This window comes from Streptomyces sp. NPDC025651, from assembly GCF_055558735.1.
Genome location: NZ_JBVHLZ010000010.1, coordinates 23,779 through 45,566, shown reverse-complemented (window position 1 = coordinate 45,566; position 21,788 = coordinate 23,779). Strand labels below are relative to the sequence as shown.

Here is a 21,788-nt window from a genome sequence, read left to right as displayed (position 1 = left end):
TGCGGGCGCGTCGTGGCTTGTCACGCGGCTCCCCGCGCCCCTTACGGGGCGCGCCCCAGGGCCTCAGCGTCTTTCCAGGCGGAACAGGCGGATCTCCCTGTCCACCCTGGACTGGTACGTGGCGTACGGCGGCCAGAACTTCAGTGCCGCCTGCCAGACCTCCGCGCGCTCCTCGCCCTTCAACAGCCTTGCCCGTACCGGGATGTCCGTGCCCCGCCAGCTCACCTCGGCCTCGGGATGGGCCAGCAGGTTGGCCGTCCACGCGGGATGACCCGGCCGGCCGAAGTTGGAGCCGATCAGCACCCAACCGCCCGACTCCTCCTCGGGCATGCACGCCAACGGCGTACGCCGCGGCAGCCCGCTCTTCGCGCCGCGCGCCGTAAGAACGACGCCGGGCAGCATCTTCGCGCTCAGGAGCACCTTGCCGCGGGTCAGGCGGTGCACGGTGCGGTCCATCGCCGGGATGAAGTGCGGGGCGATCCTCGCGAAGGCCCGGGTGGACGACATCTTCTGCATCAGACGCAGGCCCGGTGGCATCAGACGGCCTTCCCCAGCTCGGCCTCGTCCACGGATTCCATGGACTCCACGGATTCCGCGGACTCCACGGGTTCCACGGGTTCCACAGATTCCACGGGTTCCATGACCTCCCCGGCTCCCGCGGCCTCTGCCTCCTGGTCCGCGAACAGCCCCGCCCGCTCCCCCGCCCGCGCCCGCAGCCGGTGCACGGGGCCGAAGAGCAGGTCGTCGCCCGCCGCGCGCTTGAAGTAGAGATGCGCCTCGTGCTCCCACGTGAAGCCGATCCCGCCGTGCAGTTGCACCGCCTCGGACGCGGCGGTGCGCAGCGCGTCGAGCCCCTGCGCGAGCGCGAGGCCGCCCGCCCGCTCGGCGCCCTGCCCGCCGAACCCGGCGGCCTCGGCGCCCGCGGCCCACGCCGCGTAGTAGGCGGCCGACCGCGCGGCCTGCACCTGCACGTACACGTCGGCGAGGCGGTGCTTGACCGCCTGGAAGGAGCCGATCGCGCGCCCGAACTGCTCGCGCTGCCGCACGTATTCGACGGTTCGCTCCAGGGCCCGGTCCGCCGCGCCGACCAGTTCGGCGGCGACGACGGTGGCCGCGACGTCCCCGACGGCGGCGAGCGCGTCCGGCACATCGGCCTCGTCCGCCGTGTCGGCGCCCAGCAACTCCGCTTCCACGTCGCGCAGTTCGACGCGGGCCTGGGTGCGGGTCTCGTCGAGACCGGTCTGCCGCGCCCGCACCATGCCGGGCGCTCCCTCGCGTACGAGGAACAGGAGCGTCCGGGAGCGTGCGAAGCCGCCCGCGTGCGCGGCCACGACGAGGAGACCCGCGCTGTGCCCGTCGATGACCTGCTCGGCCTGCCCGTACAGCCGCCACGCCCCGTCGTGGCGCCTCGCCTGCACACCGCCCGCGCGGCCGCCGCCCGCCCAGTCGCCGCGGTTGTCGCCGGCGAGGCCGAGCGCCGTGGCGAGCCCGGTGCCGGGGACGGCGAGAGCGGCGGTCAGCCCGCCCGCGGCGATGCGGGGCAGGAGCTCGGCGCGCTGCTCGTCGGTGCCGAGCGCGAGGATCAGCGGGGCGGCGAGGACGGCGGTGGCGAGGAGCGGGGTGGGGGCCAGGGCGCGGCCCAGCTCCTCGCTGCCCAGAGCGAGTTCGGCCGTGGTGCAGCCGACGCCTCCGTACGTCTCCGGTAGGGCGAGGCCGGGCAGGCCGAGCTGTTCGGCGAGGGCGCTCCACAGGGCGGGGTCGTGACCGGCCGGGGTGCGCACCGCGGCCCTGACCTCGTCGGGGCCGCAGCGTTTGGTGATCACTTCGCGAAGGGTGCGGCGGATCTCGCCCTGCTCCGCGCTGAAGGCGGCGTCCATCGGCAGGCTCCTCCCCCGGGCACGGCGGACCCGGACCCGAATCTGACGGGCCGTCATGCTAGGCCGGTGGCGGCGATATGCACAGAGCGGTGACGTCACACCACGCGTTCCCGCCCCTCTCTCGCGCTCCCGGATCTGATGTACCGTCAGATTCATGCCAACTGCCCCCAGTTCCCCCTCCGCCAGGCCGGGCACGCGAGGCCCCGGCCGCAAGGTCGCCGTCGTCGGAGTGGCCCTCTCGGACTGCGGCCGGGTCGACGAGGCCACGCCCTACGCCCTGCACGCCCAGGCGGCCCGCCGCGCGCTCGCCGACTCCGGGCTCGGCCGCGACGTCATCGACGGCATCGCCTCGGCGGGCCTCGGCACGCTGGCGCCGGTCGAGGTCGCCGAGTACCTCGGCCTCACGCCCCGCTGGGTGGACTCGACTTCGGTCGGCGGCTCCACCTGGGAGGTCATGGCCGCGCACGCCGCGGACGCGATAGCGGCGGGGCGGGCCGACGCCGTACTCCTCGTCTACGGCTCGACGGCCCGCGCGGACATCAAGGCGAAGCGGCGTACGTCCAACCTGTCGTTCGGCGCGCGGGGACCGCTGCAGTTCGAAGTCCCCTACGGACACTCCCTGATCGCCAAGTACGCGATGGCCGCCCGCCGCCACATGCACGAGTACGGCACGACACTGGAGCAGCTCGCCTCGGTGGCCGTGCAGGCGCGGGCGAACGCGGCGACCAACCCGGACGCGATGTTCCGCGACCCGATCACGGTGGACGAGGTCCTGAGCGGCCCCATGATCGCGGACCCGTTCACCAAACTGCACTGCTGCATCCGCTCCGACGGCGGCTGCGCGGTGCTGCTCGCCGCCGAGGAGTACGTCCAGGACTGCTCCTCGCCCCCCGTGTGGATCCTGGGCACCGGCGAGCACGTGTCGCACACCACCATGTCCGAGTGGGAGGACTTCACGGTGTCCCCGGCGGCGGTGAGCGGACGGCTCGCCTTCGAGCGGGCCGGAGTCACGCCGCAGGACATCGACGTGGCCGAGATCTACGACGCGTTTACGTACATGACGCTGGTGACACTGGAGGACCTCGGCTTCTGCGCGAAGGGGGAAGGCGGGGCCTTCGTGGAGAAGGGGCGGCTCCTGCGGGACGGCGGACTGCCCACGAACACGGACGGGGGCGGACTCTCGGCCCAACACCCGGGCATGCGGGGGCTGTTCCTTCTGGTCGAGGCCGTACGTCAGCTGCGCGGCGAGGCGGGCGAGGGACGGCAGGTACTCCGGGCGGACGGCAGCCTGCCGGAGCTGGCGGTGGCGTCCGGGACGGGCGGGTGGTTCTGCTCGTCCGGGACGGTGGTCCTTAGCCGGTAGGCGCCCGCTCGGCCGTCGGCCTCAGGAACGTGGCCCGGGCGGCGGGCGCGACCGTGAAGACGGCCCCGGCCTCGTGGGCGGTCTTGGAGTCATGGATGTGGATGGCGTGGAGGCGGGGGGCGTGGAGGCGGGTGGCGGCCTCTGCGCAAGAGCCGCCCTCTGGCCGCCGGGGGCGGCCTGCCTCGGGCCCGCCGCACGGGACCAGTACGTCGGCGGGGGGGGGCGAGTACGTCGGCGGGAGGGCGCGAGGCGGGGTGAAACGGAGCCCGGCATCGGGGTGATTCCCCGGAGCCACGGCGGCGGCACGCCCACACCCGCTCACCTGCGGTGACTTCCTGGAGGCGACACGATCCCCGCCTCGAAGGAGTCACCCCGTGCGCCACCTCAGACGCACTCTCGTCGCGACGGCCACCGCCCTGGCCGCCACCGCCTTCCCCGCCCTTTCGGCCACCGCGAGCACGGACGCCACCGCGGACGCCACCGCGGCGGGACCCCTTCCCCCGGGCCTGACAGGAGCGGGCCATCTCCGGCTCCACGCACGGGACTTCGCCTCCTTCTGCGACCTGGAGCCGGAGACCGGATCCCGGGCGGACCGCCGCACGCTGGCCATGGACCTCAAGCGGCTGCCCGGCCTGGACAAGTCCTACCGGGCCGAGCTGGCGATCGCGGGCGAGGTCCAGCTGAGCGTGGACAAGGAGGGCGGGGACTCCCTGTACTGGATCGGGGAGGCCGAGGGGGACCCGACCTCCTTCGTCTTCATCGCCGTCGACGGCGCGTGCACGGACACGCCCGCCGACGACGACCTGACCGGCACGGCGGAGACGAAGGACCGCGAGTACCTCTTCGGGTCGAACCCCGAGGACCCGGAGCGGACCGAGGTCGTCGACTTCGAGCCCGAGCGGCTTCCGGCGCCCGCGATCCCACCGCTCAAGCTCCCCAAGCCCGCGCAGCCCCCGAAGCCCGCGCAGTCCCCGAAGCCGACCAAGGGTGCGAAGCCTGCCAAGGGCGCGGCGACAGAGCCGGGAGTCGCGGGCAAGAAGGCCGTCATCGACGTCGTCGTCGGCTACACGCCGCTCGCCGCGCAGGGCCTCAAGGACGGCGCGAACTCGCAGGAACGCATGGTGTGGGGCAAGGCCTTCCCCTGGCACCCGAAGGAGATCGGCGACACCGTCAAGGCCGCCGAGCTGCAGATGAACCGGGCGTTCAGGACGGGCGGGGTGGACGCCGAGGTCAACGTCGTCCACGCCTTCGAGGTGAAGGGCTACAAGGGCACCGAGGACCCGTCCGTCATCCAGGAGGACATGGAGGCGGGCCGCGGCGAGCTCGGCGAACTGGCCCACAAGGTGCGCGAGCAGTACGGCGCCGACCTGGTGTCGTTCTGGACCAACGTCCCCAAGAAGATCGGTACGCCGTTCACGGCGGGCCAGGGCAGCCTGTCCTCCACCAAGCTGTCGAAGGGCACGAACGGACTCGCGTACTCCACCATCGACGTCTTCACGGCGACGGGCCGCGACCCGGGCTTCGCCCACGAGCTCGGCCACAACCTGGCGCTGTGGCACGACCCGATCACGCTGGCGCAGCAGATCAAGGAGGCCGCCAGGGCCGCCGGCATGTCCGAGGCCGAGGTGCGCGGGCAGATGACTCCGCCGTACGCGGGCTCACAGGGCTGGATCACCCCGGACGGCAGGTTCTTCACGACGATGGCGTACCGCATCACGTGCGAGAACAAGTTCGGTGCGGGCAAGGGGAAGTGCGAGTACGGGGGGACGTACTCCAACCCGAAGGTGATCGCGACGGACAAGAAGGACCCGCTGGGCACGGACGGCACCTCGAACGCCTCGGCCGTCCTGCGGCAGACCGCCCCCGTCGTCGCCGGTTACCGCACGGCCGCCACCACGCGGCTGACGACGCGCGTGGCGCCGGTGGCGCAGGCGGGCAAGGTCACGGCCTCGCCCAAGGCCCCGTACACCAAGGGTGCCCGGGTGACGCTGACGGCGGCCCCGTCGAAGTACTGGGCGCTGCGCTCCTGGCTGGTCGGCAAGGCGCGGCAGGCCGCGAAGGGCGTGCGGACCGTGGTGACGCTGCCGGGCGGCGGGCAGACGGTCGCCGCCGAGTTCGGCTGCCGCATCCCCACGGCGGGCGGCACCGTCGGCAAGGCGTGGGTGAGGGCGGGCGCGGAGAAGAAGAGGCTCGGCTGCCCGACGGGGGCCCCGGTGCGCGCGAGGAACCGGGACTTCTCGCAACGCTTCGAGGGCGGCACGATCACGTGGGTCGCGAAGTCGGGGAAGGTCGTCGTGCGCTGACCCGAGCGCCCTCGCGCTCCCTGTGGGTCCGCCCGGCGCCGCTGCCGGGCGGACCCACGCCCCGCCTGCCGTGCAGGACGGCCCCGCGCCACAATCGACGCATGACAGCACCCGTTTCCCAGGGGACCTTCCGTACGCTGCTCCGGTCGCAGAAGGTCTGGGACATCCGGCTCCCCGCCTTCGACCCCGCGCAGGCCCCGGCCGCTCCCCTGCCCCTCTTCCACACGTGGTTCGCCGAGGCGGTGGCCGCCGGTCAGCCCGAGCCGCACACCATGGGCCTGGCGACGGTGGCCGAGGACGGCGGGCCCGACGTGCGGACCGTGATGCTGCACGACGCGGACGGCCACGGCTGGCACTTCGCCTCGCACGCGAGCAGCCGCAAGGGCCGCCAGCTCGCCGCCCGCCCCGAGGCCGCCCTGCACTTCTACTGGGCGGCGCAGGGCCGGCAGATCCGGCTCAGGGGCCGGATCACCGTGGCCCCGCACACCGAGAGCCTCGCCGATCTGCACGCCCGCTCGACCGGCGCGCTGGCCGCGGCGCTGGTGGGCCACCAGAGCGAAGTCCTGGACAGCGGCGAGGAGTTGACTCGTGCGTCGGCCGCCGCGTGGGAGCGCGCGCAGGCGGAGCCCGACGCGGACTCACCGACGTGGACGCTGTACGTCCTCGACCCCCTGGAGGCGGAGTTCTTCCAGGGCGACGACCGCCGCCGCCACGTGCGGCTGAGGTATCGCAGGCAGGACGCGGACGAGGGGTGGATCAAGGAGCTGCTGTGGCCGTGAAGTCGTACTCGGCGAAGTCCCGCACGGGCCGGTAACCGATGCGCTGGTAGAGGCCGTTGCTGGTCGGATTGGCGAGGTCCGTGAAGAGCAGGACCTCGCCCACGCCCGCGTCCAGGGCGGCTCGGGTGACCGCGGCGGTGACAGCACCGCCGTAGCCGCGTGCTCGCCGGCCGGCGGGGGCGTAGACGGGGGCGACGCGAACCTGCCCCGCGCTGCGGCGGGTGACGCCCGCCATGGCCACGGGGGTGCCGTCGGGGGTCTCCCAGAGTGTGACGCCGCCGTACGCGACACGGGAGTCGGCCCACGCACCAGGGGCCATGACGGGGCGCTCGCCGACCGCCTCGCCGAACTCCTCGTACCAGCGCGCCAGGAGCTCCCGGTCCGCTCCGGCGGCGACGCGGGCGCGGCCGGGCGGTGCGGGCTCGGGCGGGGTGAGGGTGCCGAGCCGGTAGAGGCGCTGGAGCCTGCCGACTGCGGCGCAGGCCCCGGTGTGCTTCCCCCAGGCTTCGGCGAAGGCCTCCGCCGTGCCGCGCTCGGTGGCGACTCCGGGCAGGTCGGGGCTGACGTCGGCGAGCAGGCGGGCGAGGGCGTCGGCGGCCTCGGGGGTGGCGGGGGCGAGGGCGAGGCGGTGCGGCGGGGTCCGCACGAAGGCGCCTCGGACGGTGCCGTCGTCATCGGCGTACGCACCGAAGAGGGGTTCCCCGTCCCCGTACGCGTGGAGCCCGCGCGCGCGAAGGGTGTCGGTGACGCTCAGAAGGACGGTGTGCGGGGCGGGTTCGGAGCGCAGGAAGTCACCGGCGCGGGCGAGGAAGCCGTCGAGGTCGGTGGTCAACTGCCAGGCGGTGCGCGGTTCTGTGGGCATGGCCCATCGTCCCCCGCGACCGCGGCGGCCGCCTCCGGATTGCCGCCGGCTGCCCGGGCCCCGTCGCCCCTACCCGCTCACCGGCCGGAACACCGCGACCGCCACTCCGCCCGCCATCCCGTCCTCCGCCTGGCGGAACGTGACCTCCAGGGGCATCCCGATCCGCGGCGCGCCCTCCTCGCAGCCGACGAGCTCCGTCATCATCCGCGGGCCCTCGGCGAGGTCGACGACGGCGGCGACGTAGGGGACGCGGTCGCCGAACGGCGGCAGGTCGTTGCGGTGCACGACCGACCAGGTGTAGAGCGTGGCGCGGCCGCTCGCCCGCTCCCAGGTGACGTCCTCGCTCCAGCAGTGCGGGCAGAACTCGCGCGGATAGTGGTGCGCCGCGCCGCACGCGCCGCACCGGCGGATCAGCAGTCGTCCCTCGGCGGCGGCGTCCCAGTAGGGCCGGGTGAAGGCGTCCGTCTCGGGCAGGTCGAAGCGCGGGGTGGTGGGCAGGTCCGTGCTCATCGGCAGAGTCCGATCGCGTCGTCGGGGCACCTGATCCGCCAGGACGGGCCGGGGAACCGGAAGAACCAGCCGTTCTCGGCCCGATGACGCACGGGCGCCGGCCACCGCGGGCCGGGACCTGCGACAGGCGCCACGAGCCGTTCGGCACCGGTGCGCCGGTTCCGGTCCACGCCGCGGCCTCCCCCACTTCGGCTGACGGTTACCCGTTTCTGACGGTACGTCAGTTCAACGCATCGGACGCCGAACACGCAAGAGGTGTACACCTCGAACGCCCGTGATCAGTTCGCAACCGATTTCGGACTTGACCGTCACCCATCAAGTAATCGCGCGGTTACTCTCCAGTCATGGCCGACTCGTCCCCTCCGCTTACGCCCCAACAGGACCGCCCCGTCTACGTGATCGGCGGCGGCCCCGGCGGTCTCGCCACGGCGGCCGCCCTGCGCGCACGCGGCGTCCGCGCGGTCGTCCTGGAGAAGTCCGAACGCGTCGGCGCCTCCTGGCGCGGCCACTACGACCGCCTCCACCTGCACACGACGCGCCGCCTCTCCGCCCTGCCGGGGCTGCCCATACCGCGGTCGTTCGGCCGCTGGGTCTCGCGCGACGACGTCATCCGCTACCTGGAGAAGTACGCCGAACACCACCGCCTCGACATCGTCACCGGAGTCGAGGTGACCGGTCTGGAGCGCGCCGCCGACGGCACCGGCTGGCTGCTGCACGCCACCGGCGGGCGGGAGTTGACCGGCAGCGCGGTGGTGATCGCCACCGGCTACAACCACACGCCCCACCTCCCGGACTGGCCGGGGCGCGACACCTACTCCGGCGAACTCCTGCACGCCCGCGACTACCGCAACGCCGCGCCCTACGCCGGCAAGGACGTCCTGGTCGTCGGCGTCGGCAACACCGGCGCCGAGATCGCCGTCGACCTCGCCGAGGGCGGCGCGGCCCGGGTCCGCCTCGCCGTACGCACCGCCCCGCACATCGTGCGCCGCTCCACCGCGGGGTGGCCCGCGCAGCTCAGCGGCATCCTGTGCCGCAGGCTCCCGGTCGCCCTGGCCGACCGCCTCGCGGGCCCGGTCATCAGGCTCAGCGTCCCCGACCTCGCGGCGCGGGGACTGCCGCGCCCCGAGACCGGCCTGTTCTCACGGGCCAGGCAGGGAGCGATCCCGGTCCAGGACGTCGGCCTGATCGACGCGGTACGCAAGGGCAAGGTCGAACCGGTCGCCACGGTGGAGTCCTTCGAGGACGGCAAGATCGTCCTGGCCGACGGCACCCGCATCGGCCCGGACACGGTCATCGCCGCGACCGGCTACCGCCGCGCCCTGGAGAACCTGGTGGGCGACCTCGACGTCCTCGACGCCCGGGGCCGCCCGAAGCCCCACGGCCGCCGCACCTCGAAGCAGGCTCCCGGCCTGTACTTCACCGGCTTCACGAACCCCGTCAGCGGAATGCTCAGAGAACTGGCGCGAGACGCCGAGAAGATCGCGAAGGCGATAGCGGCCCCGTAAGGGGCGCGGGGAACTGCGCGAGCAACCACACCCGACCGATCCCGCGAAACAACAAACACCCCACGGCGAACAGGCGCCCCACCACTCCCGGCTGATTCACCCCCTTGGCACGAGCCGGACCCTGCGCTTCCGTAAGCAGACGAGAACAACAGCGCCCCGGAAACACCGCACCCCCGCCGCCCTCGGCGCCAGGCTTTACGCGCAGCACCATTCCTGACACAGCGTCAGTTCAGTAATCTGACTGTGCGTCAGTTAAGTGCTGTCACACAGGAGCGGGCGGACCGATGCTTGGATCGACTCACGGCACCTTCACCACCGACCCCCGCCGCGCGCATGTTGTGGCCTGCGGCGAACTCCCCCCTCACACGGTCCACGGCAGGACCGACCCCGCGGCCGACCGGGACGTCAGCGGCCGCCCACTGCACGCCGACGTACCCGATCTGGACCGCTTCTTCCGGCCCGAGTCCGTCGCCGTCGTCGGCGCGTCCGACGCCGAGGGCCGCCCCAACACCGGCATCACCCGCCGGCTCGTCGCCTGGGCCGAGCGGGTCGGCGCGCGCCTGCACCCCGTGCACCCCACACGCCCGTCGGTCTTCGGCATCCCCTGCTTCCCTTCCGTCGCCGACCTGCCCGAACAGGTCGATCTGGCCGTGCTGTTGGTCGGCGACCCGCTGCCGGTCATCGAGCGGCTCGCCGAGGAGAAGGTGAAGTTCGCCGTCGCCTTCGCCTCCGGGTTCGCCGAGACCGGCGAGGAGGGCGCCGCCGCGCAGGCCCGCCTCGCGGCCGCCGTGCGGCGCTCGGGCCTCAGGCTGCTCGGCCCGAACACCAACCTCAACGCCTTCGAGGAGTTCCGCGACGACCTCGAAGGCCCCGCCATCGCGCTGATCACCCAGTCGGGACACCAGGGCCGCCCCGTCTTCACCCTGCAGGAGCTGGGCGTGCGCCTCTCGCACTGGGCACCCACCGGCAACGAGGCCGACCTGGAGACCGCCGACTTCATCTCCTACTTCGCCGGGCAGCCCGAGGTCGGCGCCATCGCCGCCTACGTCGAGGGCCTCAAGGACGGCCGCGCGTTCCTGCTCGCCGCCGACCGGGCGGCGAGGCAGGGGGTGCCCGTCGTCGCCGTCAAGGTCGGCCGGACCGAGACCGGCGCCCGCATGGCCGCCTCACACACCGGCAAACTGACCGGCGCCGACGCGGTGGTGGACGCGGCGATGCGGCAGTTCGGCGTGATCCGCGTCGACGGGCTCGACGAACTCCAGGACACCTCCGCCCTGTTGGCGCGGGCGCGGCCGCCGAAGGCCGACGGCGTCGTCGTCTATTCGATCTCGGGCGGCACGGGCGCGCACTTCTCCGACCTGGCGACCGAGGCGGGCCTGTCCCTGCCCACGCTCTGTGACGCCAAGCAGGCGGAGCTGCACCAGTGGATACCGGAGTACCTGAACGTCGCCAACCCCGTCGACAACGGCGGGCACCCCGTCGGCGACTGGCGCGGCCGCAAGATCATCGACGCGCTCCTCGACGACCCTGAGGTGGGGGTGCTGATCTGTCCGATCACCGGCCCCTTCCCGCCGATGAGCGACAAGCTCGCGCAGGACCTGGTGGACGCGGCGGAGCAGACGGACAAGCTGGTGTGCGTGGTGTGGGGCTCGCCCGTGGGCACCGAGGAGGCCTATCGCACCACGCTGCTCGGCTCCTCGCGCGTCGCCACCTTCCGCACCTTCGCCAACTGCATCACGGCGGTGCGCGCCTATCTGGACCACCACCGCTTCACGGCCGCCTACCGCTCCCCCTTCGAGGAGGCGCCGCGCTCCCCCTCGCCCTCCTTCCGCAAGGCGCAGGCCCTGATGCGGCCGGGCCAGCAGCTCAGCGAGCACGCGGCGAAGCAGCTGCTGCGCGCGTACGGGATACGGGTGCCGCGGGAGCAGTTGGTGACCAGCGCGGCGGCGGCCGTCCGCGCGGCCGGGCTCGTCGGCTACCCGGTCGTCATGAAGGCCTCGGGCCCGCAGCTGGCGCACAAGTCCGAACTGGGCCTGGTGAAGGTGGGGTTGACCTCGGCGAGCCAGGTGCGGGACGCCTATCGGGAGCTCACGGACATCGCCCGCCACGAGGGCGTCGCGCTGGACGGCGTCCTGGTCTGCCAGATGGTCGAGCGGGGCGTCGAGATGGTCGTCGGCGTCACGCACGACGCGCTCTTCGGGCCGACCGTGACGGTCGGACTCGGCGGCGTACTCGTGGAAGTGCTGCGGGACGCGGCCGTGCGGGTGCCGCCCTTCGGGGAGGACCAGGCGAAGGCGATGCTGCTGGAACTGCGGGGGCGTGCCTTGCTGGACGGGGTCCGGGGGGCGCCGCCCGCCGACGTCGACGCGCTCGTCGAGGTCGTGCTGCGGGTGCAGCGGATGGCGCTGGAACTGGCGGACGAGCTGGCGGAGTTGGAGATCAATCCGCTGATGGTGCTGCCTCGGGGGCAGGGGGCCGTGGCCCTCGACGCCCTCGCGACATGTCGTTGACCCGAGCCTCCACCGCACCCGCCTCCACACGAAACGGAGCCACTCCCCCATGACAGCCTCCCCCGGCCCCGAAGCCCCCCACGATCCCCTCGACTCATTGATACTCCACGCCACTGACAACGGCGTCTCATGGATCACGCTCAACCGGCCGGAGGCCATGAACGCCGTCACCTGGGACCAGCGCGAACGCGTCATCGCGCTGCTCGGCGAGGCCTCCTGCGACCCCGCCGTGCGCGCCGTGGTGATCACTGCGACCGGCAAGGGGTTCTGCGCGGGCGCCGACCTGCGCGGCACCCCGGGCGGCGTCGGCGGCGCGGGCGGCGCGGGCGGCGCGGGCGAACGCGTACCCGGCGACGTCGCCCGCACCATCCGCCAGGGCGCCCAGCGCCTCATCGCGGCCGTGCTCGACTGCGAGAAGCCGGTGATCGCCGCGGTGAACGGCACCGCGGCCGGCATCGGCGCCCACCTCGCGTTCGCCTGCGACCTGGTCATCGCCGCCGAACGGGCCAGGTTCATCGAGGTGTTCGTACGCCGCGGCCTCGTGCCCGACGGCGGCGGCGCGTATCTGCTGCCGCGTCTGATCGGGCCGCAGCGCGCCAAGGAGCTGATGTTCTTCGGGGACTCCGTGCCGGCCGAGGACGCCGAACGGTTCGGGCTCGTCAACCGCGTCGTACCCGCGGACGACCTGGAGAAGACGGCCCGCGCGTGGGCGGAGCGGCTCGCGGCCGGGCCGACCCGCGCGCTCGCCATGACCAAGCAGCTGGTGAACGCCTCCCTGGAGTCGGACCGCGCGACGGCCTTCGCCGCGGAGGCCGCGGCCCAGGAGATCAACATGACCACGGCGGACGCCAACGAGGGCGTGGCGAGCTTCGTGGAGCGCCGCACCCCGTCGTACGAGGGGCGTTGACGTCGCCGCGCGACCTCCTATCGTGATGCCCAACGGCGCGGCAGAGGAGGGCACATGGCCCGCACCCCACGCGACGGCGTCTATCTGATCAGGAGCGACGCCGACGACCTGTACGTCGAGTTGACCGACGGCGACCTCGGCCCGAACGTGCCGCTCGCCGGCGGACCGGCCCACAAGGGGCCGAGCCAGCAGTGGGAGTTGGTCGCGGTGGAGCCTGACCCCGACGACATCCACACCAACACGTACACGATCAAGAGCAAGCTCGGCGAGGTGTACGCGGGGCAGCTCGCGTCACGGCTCTTCCCGCCCCGGGCCGGCTCCCGCCCCACGCCGCTCACCTGGTCGATCGAGTACGTCGACGAGGGCGTCGTGCGCATCCTGAGCCCGCACTCCGACCAGTCGTTCGAGCTGGAGAAGGACAGCGCGGTGGCGGAGATCCTGCTGACCCGCTGGAAGGGCGCGCCGACGCAGCGGTGGGTCCTGGAGCAGGCGTAGCGGAGGCGGCAGCGGGTCAGCGGTCCCGGCGCAGGATCCGGATGTCGGGCGAGTCCGGGTCGCCCTCGCTCACGAAGAGCTCGGGGTCGTCCTCCGTGCCGCCGATGATCCACCCCTGGAAGCCGTCGCAGGCGGCTTCGTAGGGATCGTCGGTGTCCGAGGCGTCTGTCCCGGAGAGGACATCGATCCGGACCGAGGGGCGGTCCAGGTCCGTGTCGACGTCCACCGTCCAGGTGCCGCTCTCCGGGCAGCCGCGCACCTGGGCACGGCCGTCCTCGCGCAGCCGCAGTTCGACCGCGTCCCCGTGCCCGTCCCCGTCCCCGCCGCGCCAGACGCCGACGAGCTGCTCGGTGGTGAGCCGCGGCGGCTCGTACTCCGTGATCAGGCCCGTCCCCGTGGCCACGAAGCCGAACGTCAGGGCGCCCCCGAAGAGGGCGATCGACGCGGGCACCGACCAGAGCCACATCCTGCGCCGCCGCGGCGGCTTGCCGGTACGGGCCTCGTACCCGCGGTGGCAGGCGACGGCGAGCGCGGGCAGGACGCCGCTCGCCGCGATCCACAGGGCCGGCCCGGCGAACGGGCCGCCGAGCGCCGCGAAGAGGACCGCCCAGGCCAGGGCCACGGGCACGAGCGCCGCCAGGGACCACGCCCACTCCGGGCCCTTGCCGCGCCACCGCGCGCCCCTGCGCCCCAGGGAGACCGCGGGGAGCGTCAGGACCACCGAGTGCACGAGACCGGCGAGCGGGAACAGCACGGGCCCGAAGAGGAACGCGCAGGCCAGGCCGAAGACGCCGCCCTCGGGCACTCCGTAGTCGTCGTTGTCGAACGACAGCACCCAGGCCAGCGTGACGGCCGCCGGTATCTGGGCGGCACAGGCCGCCGCGGCGGCCGCGACGCCGCCGTCGTTCCAGCCGTCGCGTAGTGACTTTCCGCCGTTCCCCCACGTCATGGGGGTGAAGATACGCGCGGCCCCGAGCCGTCTCCGAGTCGCCCCGGAGGCGGCGACCCTGAGGCGGCGGCCCTGAGGCGGCGCCCCTGAGGCTGCGGCCCCGAGGCTGCCGCCCACACCCTTCCCATCTGACGACCCGTCAGCTTCAATGGGTGGCGTGATGGGACACGCAGGGATGGCGGCCACCGCTGTTCGATACCTCAGGTCGGTCGGGGCCCCCACCACGGGCCCCGTGGAGGCTCTACCGCGCCCCCAGCTGCGCGCGGTCGGCGACGACGAGCGGGCGCCGCTCGATCCGGGCGAGTTCCGGCGCGTGCTCGGGAACTTCGCGACGGGCGTCACCGTGATCACGGCCCCCGCCGTCACGGACGACCCGGAAGGCAGGACCGGCCCCGAAAGCCGCACCGGCCCCGCCGGCTTCGCCTGCCAGTCCTTCTCGTCGCTCTCCCTGGACCCGCCGCTTGTCTCCTTCATGGTGGCGCGTACGTCGACGACGTGGCCCCGCATCGCGCGCGCGGGCGTCTTCTGCGTGAACGTCCTCGGCGCCGACCAGGGCGACCTGTGCCGCGCCTTCGCGGTGAGCGGCGCCGACAAGTTCGCCGGGGTCGCCTACGACGCGGCGCCGGTGACCGGCTCCCCGCGCCTGGCCGGGGCGCCCGCCTGGATCGACTGCACGATCCAGGCCGTGCACACCGGCGGCGACCACCTCATCGTGGTGGGCCGGGTGGACGCCCTCGGCACACCGGACGGCGACCGCGCACCGCTGCTCTTCCACAAGGGCACCTTCGGCCGCTTCACGCGCTGAGCGCCACCGGAGCCGTCTCGCGCCGCCGGATCACCAGCGCCATCAGCGCGGCCGCCGCGCACAGCGCACCGGAGGCGTACCAGATCACGTCGTACGACCCGAAGGTGTCCCGTGCCACGCCGCCGAGGAACGCGACCAGGGCGGCGCCCACCTGGTGCGAGGCAAGGACCCAGCCGAAGACGATCGCGCTGTCGTCGCCGTACTGCTCGCGGCACAGGGCCAGGGTCGGCGGGACGGTGGCCACCCAGTCCAGGCCGTAGAAGACGACGAAGAAGAGCATCGGCGGGTGGACGTTCGGCGCGAGCAGGATCGGCAGGAAGAGCAGCGAGACGCCGCGCAGCGCGTAGTACACGGCGAGCAGGCGCCGCGCGTCGAAGCGGTCCGTGAGCCAGCCGGAGGCGACGGTCCCGATGACGTCGAAGACCCCGATGACGGCGAGCAGCGAGGCCGCGGCCTGGATGGGCATGCCGTGGTCGTGCGCGGCGGGCACGAAGTGGGTCTGGACGAGCCCGTTCGTCGAGGCGCCGCAGATCGCGAAGCTGCCCGCGAGGAGCCAGAAGGGCCCGGTGCGGGCGGCCTTGAACAGCACGCCGAGGGTGCGCCGGGCGGCGCCCGTGACGGGCGCGGGCTTCTCCACGAACTCCTGTGCGCCGTACGGCTTCAGGCCCACGTCGGCCGGGTGGTCGCGCAGCAGCAGCCACACGAAGGGCACGACCACGAGCGCCGCGAGCGCGACCGTCACGGCGGCGGGCCGCCACGCGTACTCGTCGACGATCCAGGAGAGCAGCGGCAGGAAGATCAACTGCCCTGATGCGGAGGCCGCGGTGAGGATGCCGGTGACCAGGCCGCGCCGCTCGGTGAACCACCGGTTGGTGACGGTGGCGGCGAAGGCGAGCGCCATCGAGCCGGAGCCGAGCCCGACGAGGAAGCCCCAGTACAGGAGCAGCTGCCAGGCGGAGTCCATCCACACGGTCAGGCCGGAGCCCACCGCGATCACGACCAGGGCGACCGCGACGACCTTGCGGATGCCGAAGCGGTCCATGAGCGCGGCGGCGAACGGCGCGGTCAGGCCGTACAGCGCGAGGTTGACGGAGACCGCGAGGCCGATGGTGCCGCGCGACCAGTGGAACTCCTGGTGCAGCGGGTCGATGAGCAGGCCGGGCAGGGAGCGGAACGCGGCGGCACCGATGATCGTCACGAACGTGACGGCGGCGACGAACCACGCGCGGTGGATACGGGGACGGCGGCGCGCGGGCCCGTTCGGCGGGGAGGTCCGCGCGGGCGTCTCGGTTGTCTGGTTCACGCCCTCCAGAATCCGCGGACCGCCCTCCCCGAACGAGTGGCCCGAGGGACAGCATTCGCTAGGATCGGGCCATGGCCGACACCCTTGCGCCCTCCACCGGGCCGGACCGGCACCGCGTCGCCGTCCTCGCCCTGGACGGGGTGATCCCCTTCGAACTGGGCATCCCCCAAAGGATCTTCGGCCGTGCGCGCACGCCGGAGGGCCGACGCCTCTACTCCGTGGTGACCTGCTCGATCCGCCCGCCGGGCCCGGTCCGCACGGACGCCGACTTCGCGATCCTGGTCGAGAACGGCCCCGAGGCGCTGGCCGAGGCGGACACGGTCGTGGTCCCGGCCTCGTACGAACTGGGTCCGGTGTACGAGGAGGGCCGTCTCACCGACGAACTGGCCGCCGCCCTCGCCCACATCAGGCCGGGCACGCGTCTGGTCGCGATCTGCACGGGTGGGTACGTCCTGGCCGCCGCGGGCTACCTGGACGGCCGCGCCGCGACCACGCACTGGGCGTCGGCCGAGCACTTCCAGGAGCTCTTCCCGCAGGTCCAGGTGGACGCGGACGTGCTGTTCATCGACGACGGCGACGTCCTGACGTCGGCGGGCGTGGCAGCGGGCCTCGACCTCTGCCTCCACGTCGTGCGCCGCGACCACGGCACCGCGGTCGCCAACGACGTGGCCCGCCGCACCGTCGTCCCCCCGCACCGCGACGGCGGCCAGGCGCAGTACATCCAACGCCCGCTCCCCGAGCCGCAGTTGGCGACCACACGGACGGCGCGGGCCTGGGCGCTCGGCCGCCTCGACCAGCCCCTGCAGCTGCGCGACATGGCCGAGCAGGAGGCGATGTCGGTCCGCACCTTCACCCGGCGCTTCCGCGAGGAGGTCGGGGTCAGCCCCGGCCAGTGGCTGACGCAGCAGCGGGTGGAGCGGGCCCGCCACCTCCTCGAGTCGACCGGCCTCTCGGTCGACCAGGTGGCGCGCGACGCGGGGTTCGGCACGGCGCAGTCGATGCGGCAGCACCTACAGGCGGCGCTCGGGGTCACCCCCACCGCGTACCGCCGCACGTTCCGCGACGTCACCACCGCCTGAGCCCTCCGCGTCCGGGGGCCTCGCCTCCCCCGACATCGCGATCACGGTGAGTACGAGACCGAGGCCCACCCCCGCCAACACGGCCGTGGAAGGCGGGACAACGCTCAGCAACCCACCCGCCAGCGACCCGCTCGCCGCGTAACCCGCGCCGACCGCCGCGTACATCACCGAGTAGCCGGCGGCGAGGGCGCCGGGCGGCAGCACTTCGCGCAGGGAGAGGTTGCGGGTGACCATGACCCCGGCCTGCAGCACACCGGCGACCCCGAGCACACCGAACATCCATCCCACACCGGGCACGACGGCGACCAGCGCGAGACACCCGGAGACCGCGAACATCAACACCATGCTCTGCGTCCGCAGCCGTCCGGGCCACGCCCTGAGCCCGTAGACGAACGACCCCACGGCGGACCCCACGGCGAGCACCACCAGGAGGGGCCCCGCCCAGCCGACCCCGACGCCCCGCTGCTCCAGCAGGGCGGGCAGCACCAGTTCGGCGAGGGCGAGCATGGACAGGCTGGCCGCCCCCGTGACGAAGACCGGCCAGGCGCGTACGAGGATCCGCGCCATGGACTCCCCTCCGCGGTCGTCCGCCTCCGCCCGCCACCCCGCGGGCAGCATCCAGAGCCCGGCGACGGCGGAGGCCATCAAGGCTCCGGCGAGCAGGAGCGGCAGAGCGGGCGAGGCCCCCAGCGCGAGCCCGGTCACGGCGGCCGGGGCCACGGCCCAGATCCCGAAGGTCAACATGGACTCGACGGACAGGGCCTGGGCGACGGCCTTCTCCGGTACGAGGCTGGTCAGCAGCGCGCGGAGCCCTCCGGGGGCGGCGGCGGGCGCGGCCCCGGCGAGGAAGGCGAAGCCTCCGAGCGCGACCGGATGGGCATCCGGCAGAACCCCCAGCGCCAGGAACCCGACGGCTCCCGCGGCAAGCCCCGCGGCAAGCTGCGGCCGGGCCCGCTCGGCCCGCATCCGCATCCCGAGGAGCGGCGCCCCGACGATCTCGCCCACCACATAAACGGCGGCGAGCACGGCTCCGAGGGCATACCCCCCAGGCCGCTCCCGCACCAGAAACACGAGGGCCAGCGGCGCCCCCGCCACAGGCATCCGCGCCCCCACGGCCACGGCCCCCCACCGCAGCACGCCCCTGTTCATGACCTCGCGATAACCCATCCCCCGAACGTAGACGCCCCCGCTACCGCCGTCCCCTCAATTTCCCCGCGAGGCCGACCGGTTGCCCGGCGGCCCGGCCAGGTCCGGCCGCCGCCCGGATCAGAACGTCAGAACCCCCCGCGCGACCCGCCCCGCCCGCGCGTCCTCCGCCGCCTTCCCGAAGTCCTCCACCGCGTACGTCGCCGTCACCAACTCGTCCAGCAGCAGCCGCCCGCCCCGGTACATCTCCGCGTACACCGCGAAATCCCGCTGCGGCCGCGAACTCCCGTACCGGCAGCCCAGGATCGACTTGTCCAGGAACATCGAAGCCACCACGAACGACGCCTCGGCGCCCGCCGCCGGCATCCCCAGGAGCACCGCCTGCCCGTGCCGGTCCAGCAGATCGACCGCCTCCCGCACCAGCTCCACCCGCCCCACGCACTCAAACGCGTGGTCGACCCCGTCCGGCAGGACCTCCCGCACCCCCGACACGGAACCGAAGAAGTGCGTCGCCCCGAACTGCCGCGCCACCGCCTCCTTCTCCGGATTCGCGTCCACCGCGACGATCGTCGAGGCCCCCGCGATCCGCGCCCCCTGCAGCACATTGAGGCCGATCCCCCCGGCGCCGATGACGGCGACCGAGTCCCCGAGCCCGACCCGGGCCCGGTTCAACGCCGCCCCCACCCCCGTCACGACCGCGCACCCGATCAACGCCGCCGACGTCAGCGGGATGTCCTCCGCGATCCTCACGGCCTGCACGGCCTTGACGATCGTGCGCTCGGCGAAGGCGGAGTTCGCCGCGAACTGGTACACCGGCTTCCCGCCCCGCGAGAACGGCTGGTCCGGCCGCCCGATCGCCTTGCGGCACATCGTCGGCCGCCCCCGGTTGCACTCGGCGCACGCCCCACAGCTCGCGATGGTGGACAGAGCCACATGGTCCCCGGGAGCCACATGTGTGACCCCGGCCCCGACCGCCTCCACCATCCCCGCGCCCTCGTGTCCGAGCACCACCGGCGGCGGAAACGGAATCGTCCCGTCGATCACCGAGAGATCGCTGTGGCACAGCCCGGCCGCGGCCACCGCGACAAGGACCTCACCGGGCCCCGGATCCCGTATCTCCAGATCGTCGACGACCTCGACCCGCTCCCCGTCGAAGACAACGCCCCTCATCACTCACCCCTCACCGAGGCCCCCTGGCCTCTCTCGGCAGACCGAGCACCCGCTCGGCGATGATGTTCCGCTGCACTTCGTCCGAGCCGCCGTAGATGGTGTCGGCACGGCTGAACAGGAAGAGCCGCTGCAGGGCGTCGAGTTCGTACGGAGTCTCGGCACGCCAGTCCGAGGGACCGACCGCGGCGGCCGCCCCCCGCACCTCCATGGCGAGCTCCCCGAGCCGCTGATGCCACCGCCCCCACAGCAGCTTGGCCACACTGGGCGCCCCGAGGTCCTGCCCCGCACCCGCACCCGACCCCGCTCCCCCGTTCCCGCCCCTGCCCCCTCCCCTGCCCCCGCCTCCCAGCGTCCGCAACGCGTTCCACCGCATGACCCGCAGCTCGGCCCACTGCCGCACGATGCGATCGCGCACCACGGCGTCCCGGACCGCCCCGCTCGCCACAGCCTCCCGCACGACGCCCGCCAACTCCTCGGCGAAGCCGATCTGCTGGACCAGGGTCGACACCCCGCGCTCGAAGCCGAGCAGCCCCATCGCGACACGCCACCCCTGGCCGGCACCGCCGACGACATGCGCGGCACGCGCGCGTGCGCCGTCGAAGAAGACCTCGTTGAACTCGCTGGTGCCGGTGAGCTGTTGAATGGGCCGCACGTCGACGCGTCCGGGCTGGTCCATCGGGACCAGCAGCAGGGACAGCCCCCGGTGCCCCTGGGCCCCCTCCTCCGTCCGCGCCAGCACGAAACACCAATCGGCGTCGTGCGCCGACGACGTCCAGATCTTCTGCCCGGTGACGCGATAGGTCTCCCCCTCCCGCACGGCCCGCGTCCGCACCCCCGCCAGATCGGACCCGGCCCCGGGCTCGCTGTACCCCTGGCACCACAAGGCCTCCCCGCGGGCGATCGCCGGAAGGAACTCGTCCCGCTGCTCCTGGCTCCCGTACGCGAGGAGCGTCGGCGCAAGGAGGTTCTCCCCGATGTGCCCACAGCGCCCGGGCGCCCGCACGCGCGCGTACTCCTCGGCCCACACCACCTGCTGGGTCAGCGTGGCCCGCCGGTTGCCGTACGCGTCCGAGTCCCAGCCGAGGCCGATCCAGCCCCCGCGCCCCAACTCCCGCTCCCAGGCCCGCCGCTGGGCCACGCCCTCGTGCTCGCTGCCGGGCCCGCCGCGCCCCACCGCGCCGGCGAAGTCGCCGGTGAGGTGCTCGGCAAGCCAGGCCCGCGCCTCGGTGCGGAACTCCTCGTCCTCGGGACCGAAGCCGAACTCCACCGCTCCACCCCGCCTACGCGTTCGGACGCGCTTGGTCGGCCGCCGCCTTGGCCATGGCCTCCAGCTGCGCCAGCATCGGCATCGGGTCGGTCCCCACCGTCCCCGGCAGGAAGTCGGCGATCCTCTCGGGGGTCCAGGCCCCGTCCGCGTACCCGGCGCGCAGCTCGCGCGGCTGGGCCCATACGGCGATCTTGGGCCCGGCGATCGTGTAGACCTGCCCGGTGATCTTCTCCTCGCGGGCCCGGTCACTCAGCAGATACACGACGAGGGCGGCGACGTCCTCAGGCTCCCCGATCTCCTTCAGCTCCATGGGAACGTTCGCCGACATCCTCGTCCGCGCGACGGGCGCCACCGCGTTGGCGGTCACCCCGTACTTGTTGAGTCCCAGCGCCGCGCTGCGCACCAGCGAGATGATCCCGCCCTTCGCCGCGCTGTAGTTGGCCTGCGCGACGGAGCCCTGGTGGTTGCCGCTGGTGAAGCCGATCAAGGTCCCCGACCTCTGCTTGCGCATCACGGCCGACGCGGCGCGGAAGACGGTGAAGGTGCCCTTCAGGTGGGTGGCGACGACCGGGTCCCACTCCTCCTCCGACATGTTGAACAGCATCCGCTCGCGCAGGATCCCGGCGACGCACACGACGCCGTCGACACGTCCGAACTCGGCGAGCGCGACGTCGACGATCCGCTGCCCGCCCGCCATGGTCGAGATGTCGTCCGCGACGGCGACGGCCTCGCCGCCCGCGGCCCGGATCTCCTTGACGACGGCGTCGGCTATCTCGCTGGTCGGCTCGGCGCCCTCCATGGAGACGCCGTAGTCGTTGACGACGACCTTCGCCCCCTCGGCCGCCGCGGCGAGCGCGACGGCCCTGCCGATGCCGCGCCCGGCGCCGGTCACGGCCACCACCTTGCCTGCCAAGAAGTTCCCCACGTCCGGCCCCTTCCCGCGGTTTCTGACGGACCG

Annotated in this window: 19 protein-coding genes; 9 read left to right on the top strand and 10 right to left on the bottom strand. The window is 73.4% G+C overall.

Annotated elements, in window-relative coordinates; genetic code table 11:
• Positions 1 to 63 precede the first annotated feature (63 nt).
• Both ACZ4D5_RS30830 and ACZ4D5_RS30825 read right to left on the bottom strand, forming a co-directional pair.
• Complete coding sequence (locus ACZ4D5_RS30830) at positions 64 to 537, bottom strand: nitroreductase family deazaflavin-dependent oxidoreductase (protein WP_467775734.1); 474 nt, start codon at positions 535 to 537, stop codon at positions 64 to 66.
• Positions 537 to 1,877: an acyl-CoA dehydrogenase family protein gene (locus tag ACZ4D5_RS30825; RefSeq protein WP_467775733.1), complete on the bottom strand. Its 1,341-nt coding sequence runs from the start codon at positions 1,875 to 1,877 to the stop codon at positions 537 to 539. The genes ACZ4D5_RS30830 and ACZ4D5_RS30825 overlap by 1 nt, the downstream gene beginning before the upstream one ends.
• 154 nt (positions 1,878 to 2,031) lie before the next feature.
• Between ACZ4D5_RS30825 and ACZ4D5_RS30820 the strand changes: the two genes are divergently transcribed.
• The 3 genes from ACZ4D5_RS30820 (at position 2,032) to ACZ4D5_RS30810 (ending at position 6,322) form a co-directional block, all read left to right on the top strand.
• Positions 2,032 to 3,240 (top strand): thiolase C-terminal domain-containing protein, encoded by a 1,209-nt coding sequence (locus tag ACZ4D5_RS30820; RefSeq protein ID WP_467775732.1) that lies wholly within the window; start codon positions 2,032 to 2,034, stop codon positions 3,238 to 3,240.
• Between the two features lie 374 nt (positions 3,241 to 3,614).
• Positions 3,615 to 5,543 (top strand): InlB B-repeat-containing protein, encoded by a 1,929-nt coding sequence (locus tag ACZ4D5_RS30815; protein ID WP_467775731.1) that lies wholly within the window; start codon positions 3,615 to 3,617, stop codon positions 5,541 to 5,543.
• 101 nt (positions 5,544 to 5,644) lie between these two features.
• Positions 5,645 to 6,322: a pyridoxine/pyridoxamine 5'-phosphate oxidase gene (locus ACZ4D5_RS30810; RefSeq protein WP_467775730.1), complete on the top strand. Its 678-nt coding sequence runs from the start codon at positions 5,645 to 5,647 to the stop codon at positions 6,320 to 6,322.
• Here ACZ4D5_RS30810 and ACZ4D5_RS30805 read toward each other — a convergent pair.
• Together ACZ4D5_RS30805 and ACZ4D5_RS30800 are read right to left on the bottom strand one after the other, a co-directional pair.
• Positions 6,300 to 7,184: a GNAT family N-acetyltransferase gene (locus ACZ4D5_RS30805; RefSeq protein ID WP_467775729.1), complete on the bottom strand. Its 885-nt coding sequence runs from the start codon at positions 7,182 to 7,184 to the stop codon at positions 6,300 to 6,302. The two genes, ACZ4D5_RS30810 and ACZ4D5_RS30805, sit on opposite strands and share 23 nt — an antisense overlap.
• 69 nt (positions 7,185 to 7,253) lie before the next feature.
• A complete protein-coding gene (locus ACZ4D5_RS30800; protein WP_467775728.1) occupies positions 7,254 to 7,694 on the bottom strand; it encodes a Zn-ribbon domain-containing OB-fold protein in 441 nt (146 codons plus the stop codon).
• A gap of 344 nt (positions 7,695 to 8,038) precedes the next feature.
• Here ACZ4D5_RS30800 and ACZ4D5_RS30795 point away from each other — a divergent pair, with 344 nt between their 5' ends.
• The 4 genes from ACZ4D5_RS30795 (at position 8,039) to ACZ4D5_RS30780 (ending at position 13,111) form a co-directional block, all read left to right on the top strand.
• Positions 8,039 to 9,199: a flavin-containing monooxygenase gene (locus ACZ4D5_RS30795; protein WP_467775727.1), complete on the top strand. Its 1,161-nt coding sequence runs from the start codon at positions 8,039 to 8,041 to the stop codon at positions 9,197 to 9,199.
• A gap of 284 nt (positions 9,200 to 9,483) precedes the next feature.
• Positions 9,484 to 11,709, top strand: a complete 2,226-nt coding sequence (locus ACZ4D5_RS30790; protein WP_467775726.1) for an acetate--CoA ligase family protein — start codon at positions 9,484 to 9,486, stop codon at positions 11,707 to 11,709.
• Positions 11,710 to 11,758: 49 nt separating this feature from the next.
• Positions 11,759 to 12,616 carry an enoyl-CoA hydratase/isomerase family protein gene (locus ACZ4D5_RS30785; protein WP_467775725.1) on the top strand — a complete coding sequence of 286 codons (858 nt, stop codon included), beginning with the start codon at positions 11,759 to 11,761 and terminating at the stop codon, positions 12,614 to 12,616.
• Between the two features lie 54 nt (positions 12,617 to 12,670).
• The gene (locus ACZ4D5_RS30780) at positions 12,671 to 13,111 is read left to right on the top strand and encodes a hypothetical protein (protein WP_467775724.1); all 441 of its coding nucleotides are present in this window, start codon (positions 12,671 to 12,673) and stop codon (positions 13,109 to 13,111) included.
• 16 nt (positions 13,112 to 13,127) lie between these two features.
• Here the strand turns inward: ACZ4D5_RS30780 and ACZ4D5_RS30775 are convergent, their stop codons facing one another.
• On the bottom strand, positions 13,128 to 14,060 hold the full coding sequence (locus tag ACZ4D5_RS30775; protein WP_467775723.1) for a hypothetical protein: 933 nt from the start codon (positions 14,058 to 14,060) through the stop codon (positions 13,128 to 13,130).
• A 160-nt stretch (positions 14,061 to 14,220) separates the two neighbouring features.
• Here ACZ4D5_RS30775 and ACZ4D5_RS30770 point away from each other — a divergent pair, with 160 nt between their 5' ends.
• Positions 14,221 to 14,865 carry a flavin reductase family protein gene (locus ACZ4D5_RS30770; RefSeq protein WP_467775722.1) on the top strand — a complete coding sequence of 215 codons (645 nt, stop codon included), beginning with the start codon at positions 14,221 to 14,223 and terminating at the stop codon, positions 14,863 to 14,865.
• Here ACZ4D5_RS30770 and ACZ4D5_RS30765 read toward each other — a convergent pair.
• On the bottom strand, positions 14,855 to 16,168 hold the full coding sequence (locus ACZ4D5_RS30765) for an MFS transporter (RefSeq protein ID WP_467775721.1): 1,314 nt from the start codon (positions 16,166 to 16,168) through the stop codon (positions 14,855 to 14,857). The genes ACZ4D5_RS30770 and ACZ4D5_RS30765 overlap by 11 nt on opposite strands.
• Positions 16,169 to 16,239: 71 nt before the next feature.
• Between ACZ4D5_RS30765 and ACZ4D5_RS30760 the strand changes: the two genes are divergently transcribed.
• Positions 16,240 to 17,247, top strand: a complete 1,008-nt coding sequence (locus tag ACZ4D5_RS30760) for a GlxA family transcriptional regulator (protein WP_467775720.1) — start codon at positions 16,240 to 16,242, stop codon at positions 17,245 to 17,247.
• On the opposite strand, the gene ACZ4D5_RS30755 is transcribed toward ACZ4D5_RS30760, so the two are convergent.
• The 4 genes from ACZ4D5_RS30755 to ACZ4D5_RS30740 form a co-directional block, all read right to left on the bottom strand.
• Positions 17,179 to 18,414 carry an MFS transporter gene (locus ACZ4D5_RS30755; RefSeq protein WP_467775719.1) on the bottom strand — a complete coding sequence of 412 codons (1,236 nt, stop codon included), beginning with the start codon at positions 18,412 to 18,414 and terminating at the stop codon, positions 17,179 to 17,181. The two genes, ACZ4D5_RS30760 and ACZ4D5_RS30755, sit on opposite strands and share 69 nt — an antisense overlap.
• A 99-nt stretch (positions 18,415 to 18,513) precedes the next feature.
• Positions 18,514 to 19,563: a Zn-dependent alcohol dehydrogenase gene (locus tag ACZ4D5_RS30750; protein ID WP_467775718.1), complete on the bottom strand. Its 1,050-nt coding sequence runs from the start codon at positions 19,561 to 19,563 to the stop codon at positions 18,514 to 18,516.
• 10 nt (positions 19,564 to 19,573) lie between these two features.
• A complete protein-coding gene (locus tag ACZ4D5_RS30745; RefSeq protein WP_467775717.1) occupies positions 19,574 to 20,830 on the bottom strand; it encodes an acyl-CoA dehydrogenase family protein in 1,257 nt (418 codons plus the stop codon).
• Between the two features lie 13 nt (positions 20,831 to 20,843).
• The gene (locus ACZ4D5_RS30740) at positions 20,844 to 21,755 is read right to left on the bottom strand and encodes an SDR family NAD(P)-dependent oxidoreductase (RefSeq protein ID WP_467775716.1); all 912 of its coding nucleotides are present in this window, start codon (positions 21,753 to 21,755) and stop codon (positions 20,844 to 20,846) included.
• Between the last annotated feature and the right edge of the window lie 33 nt (positions 21,756 to 21,788).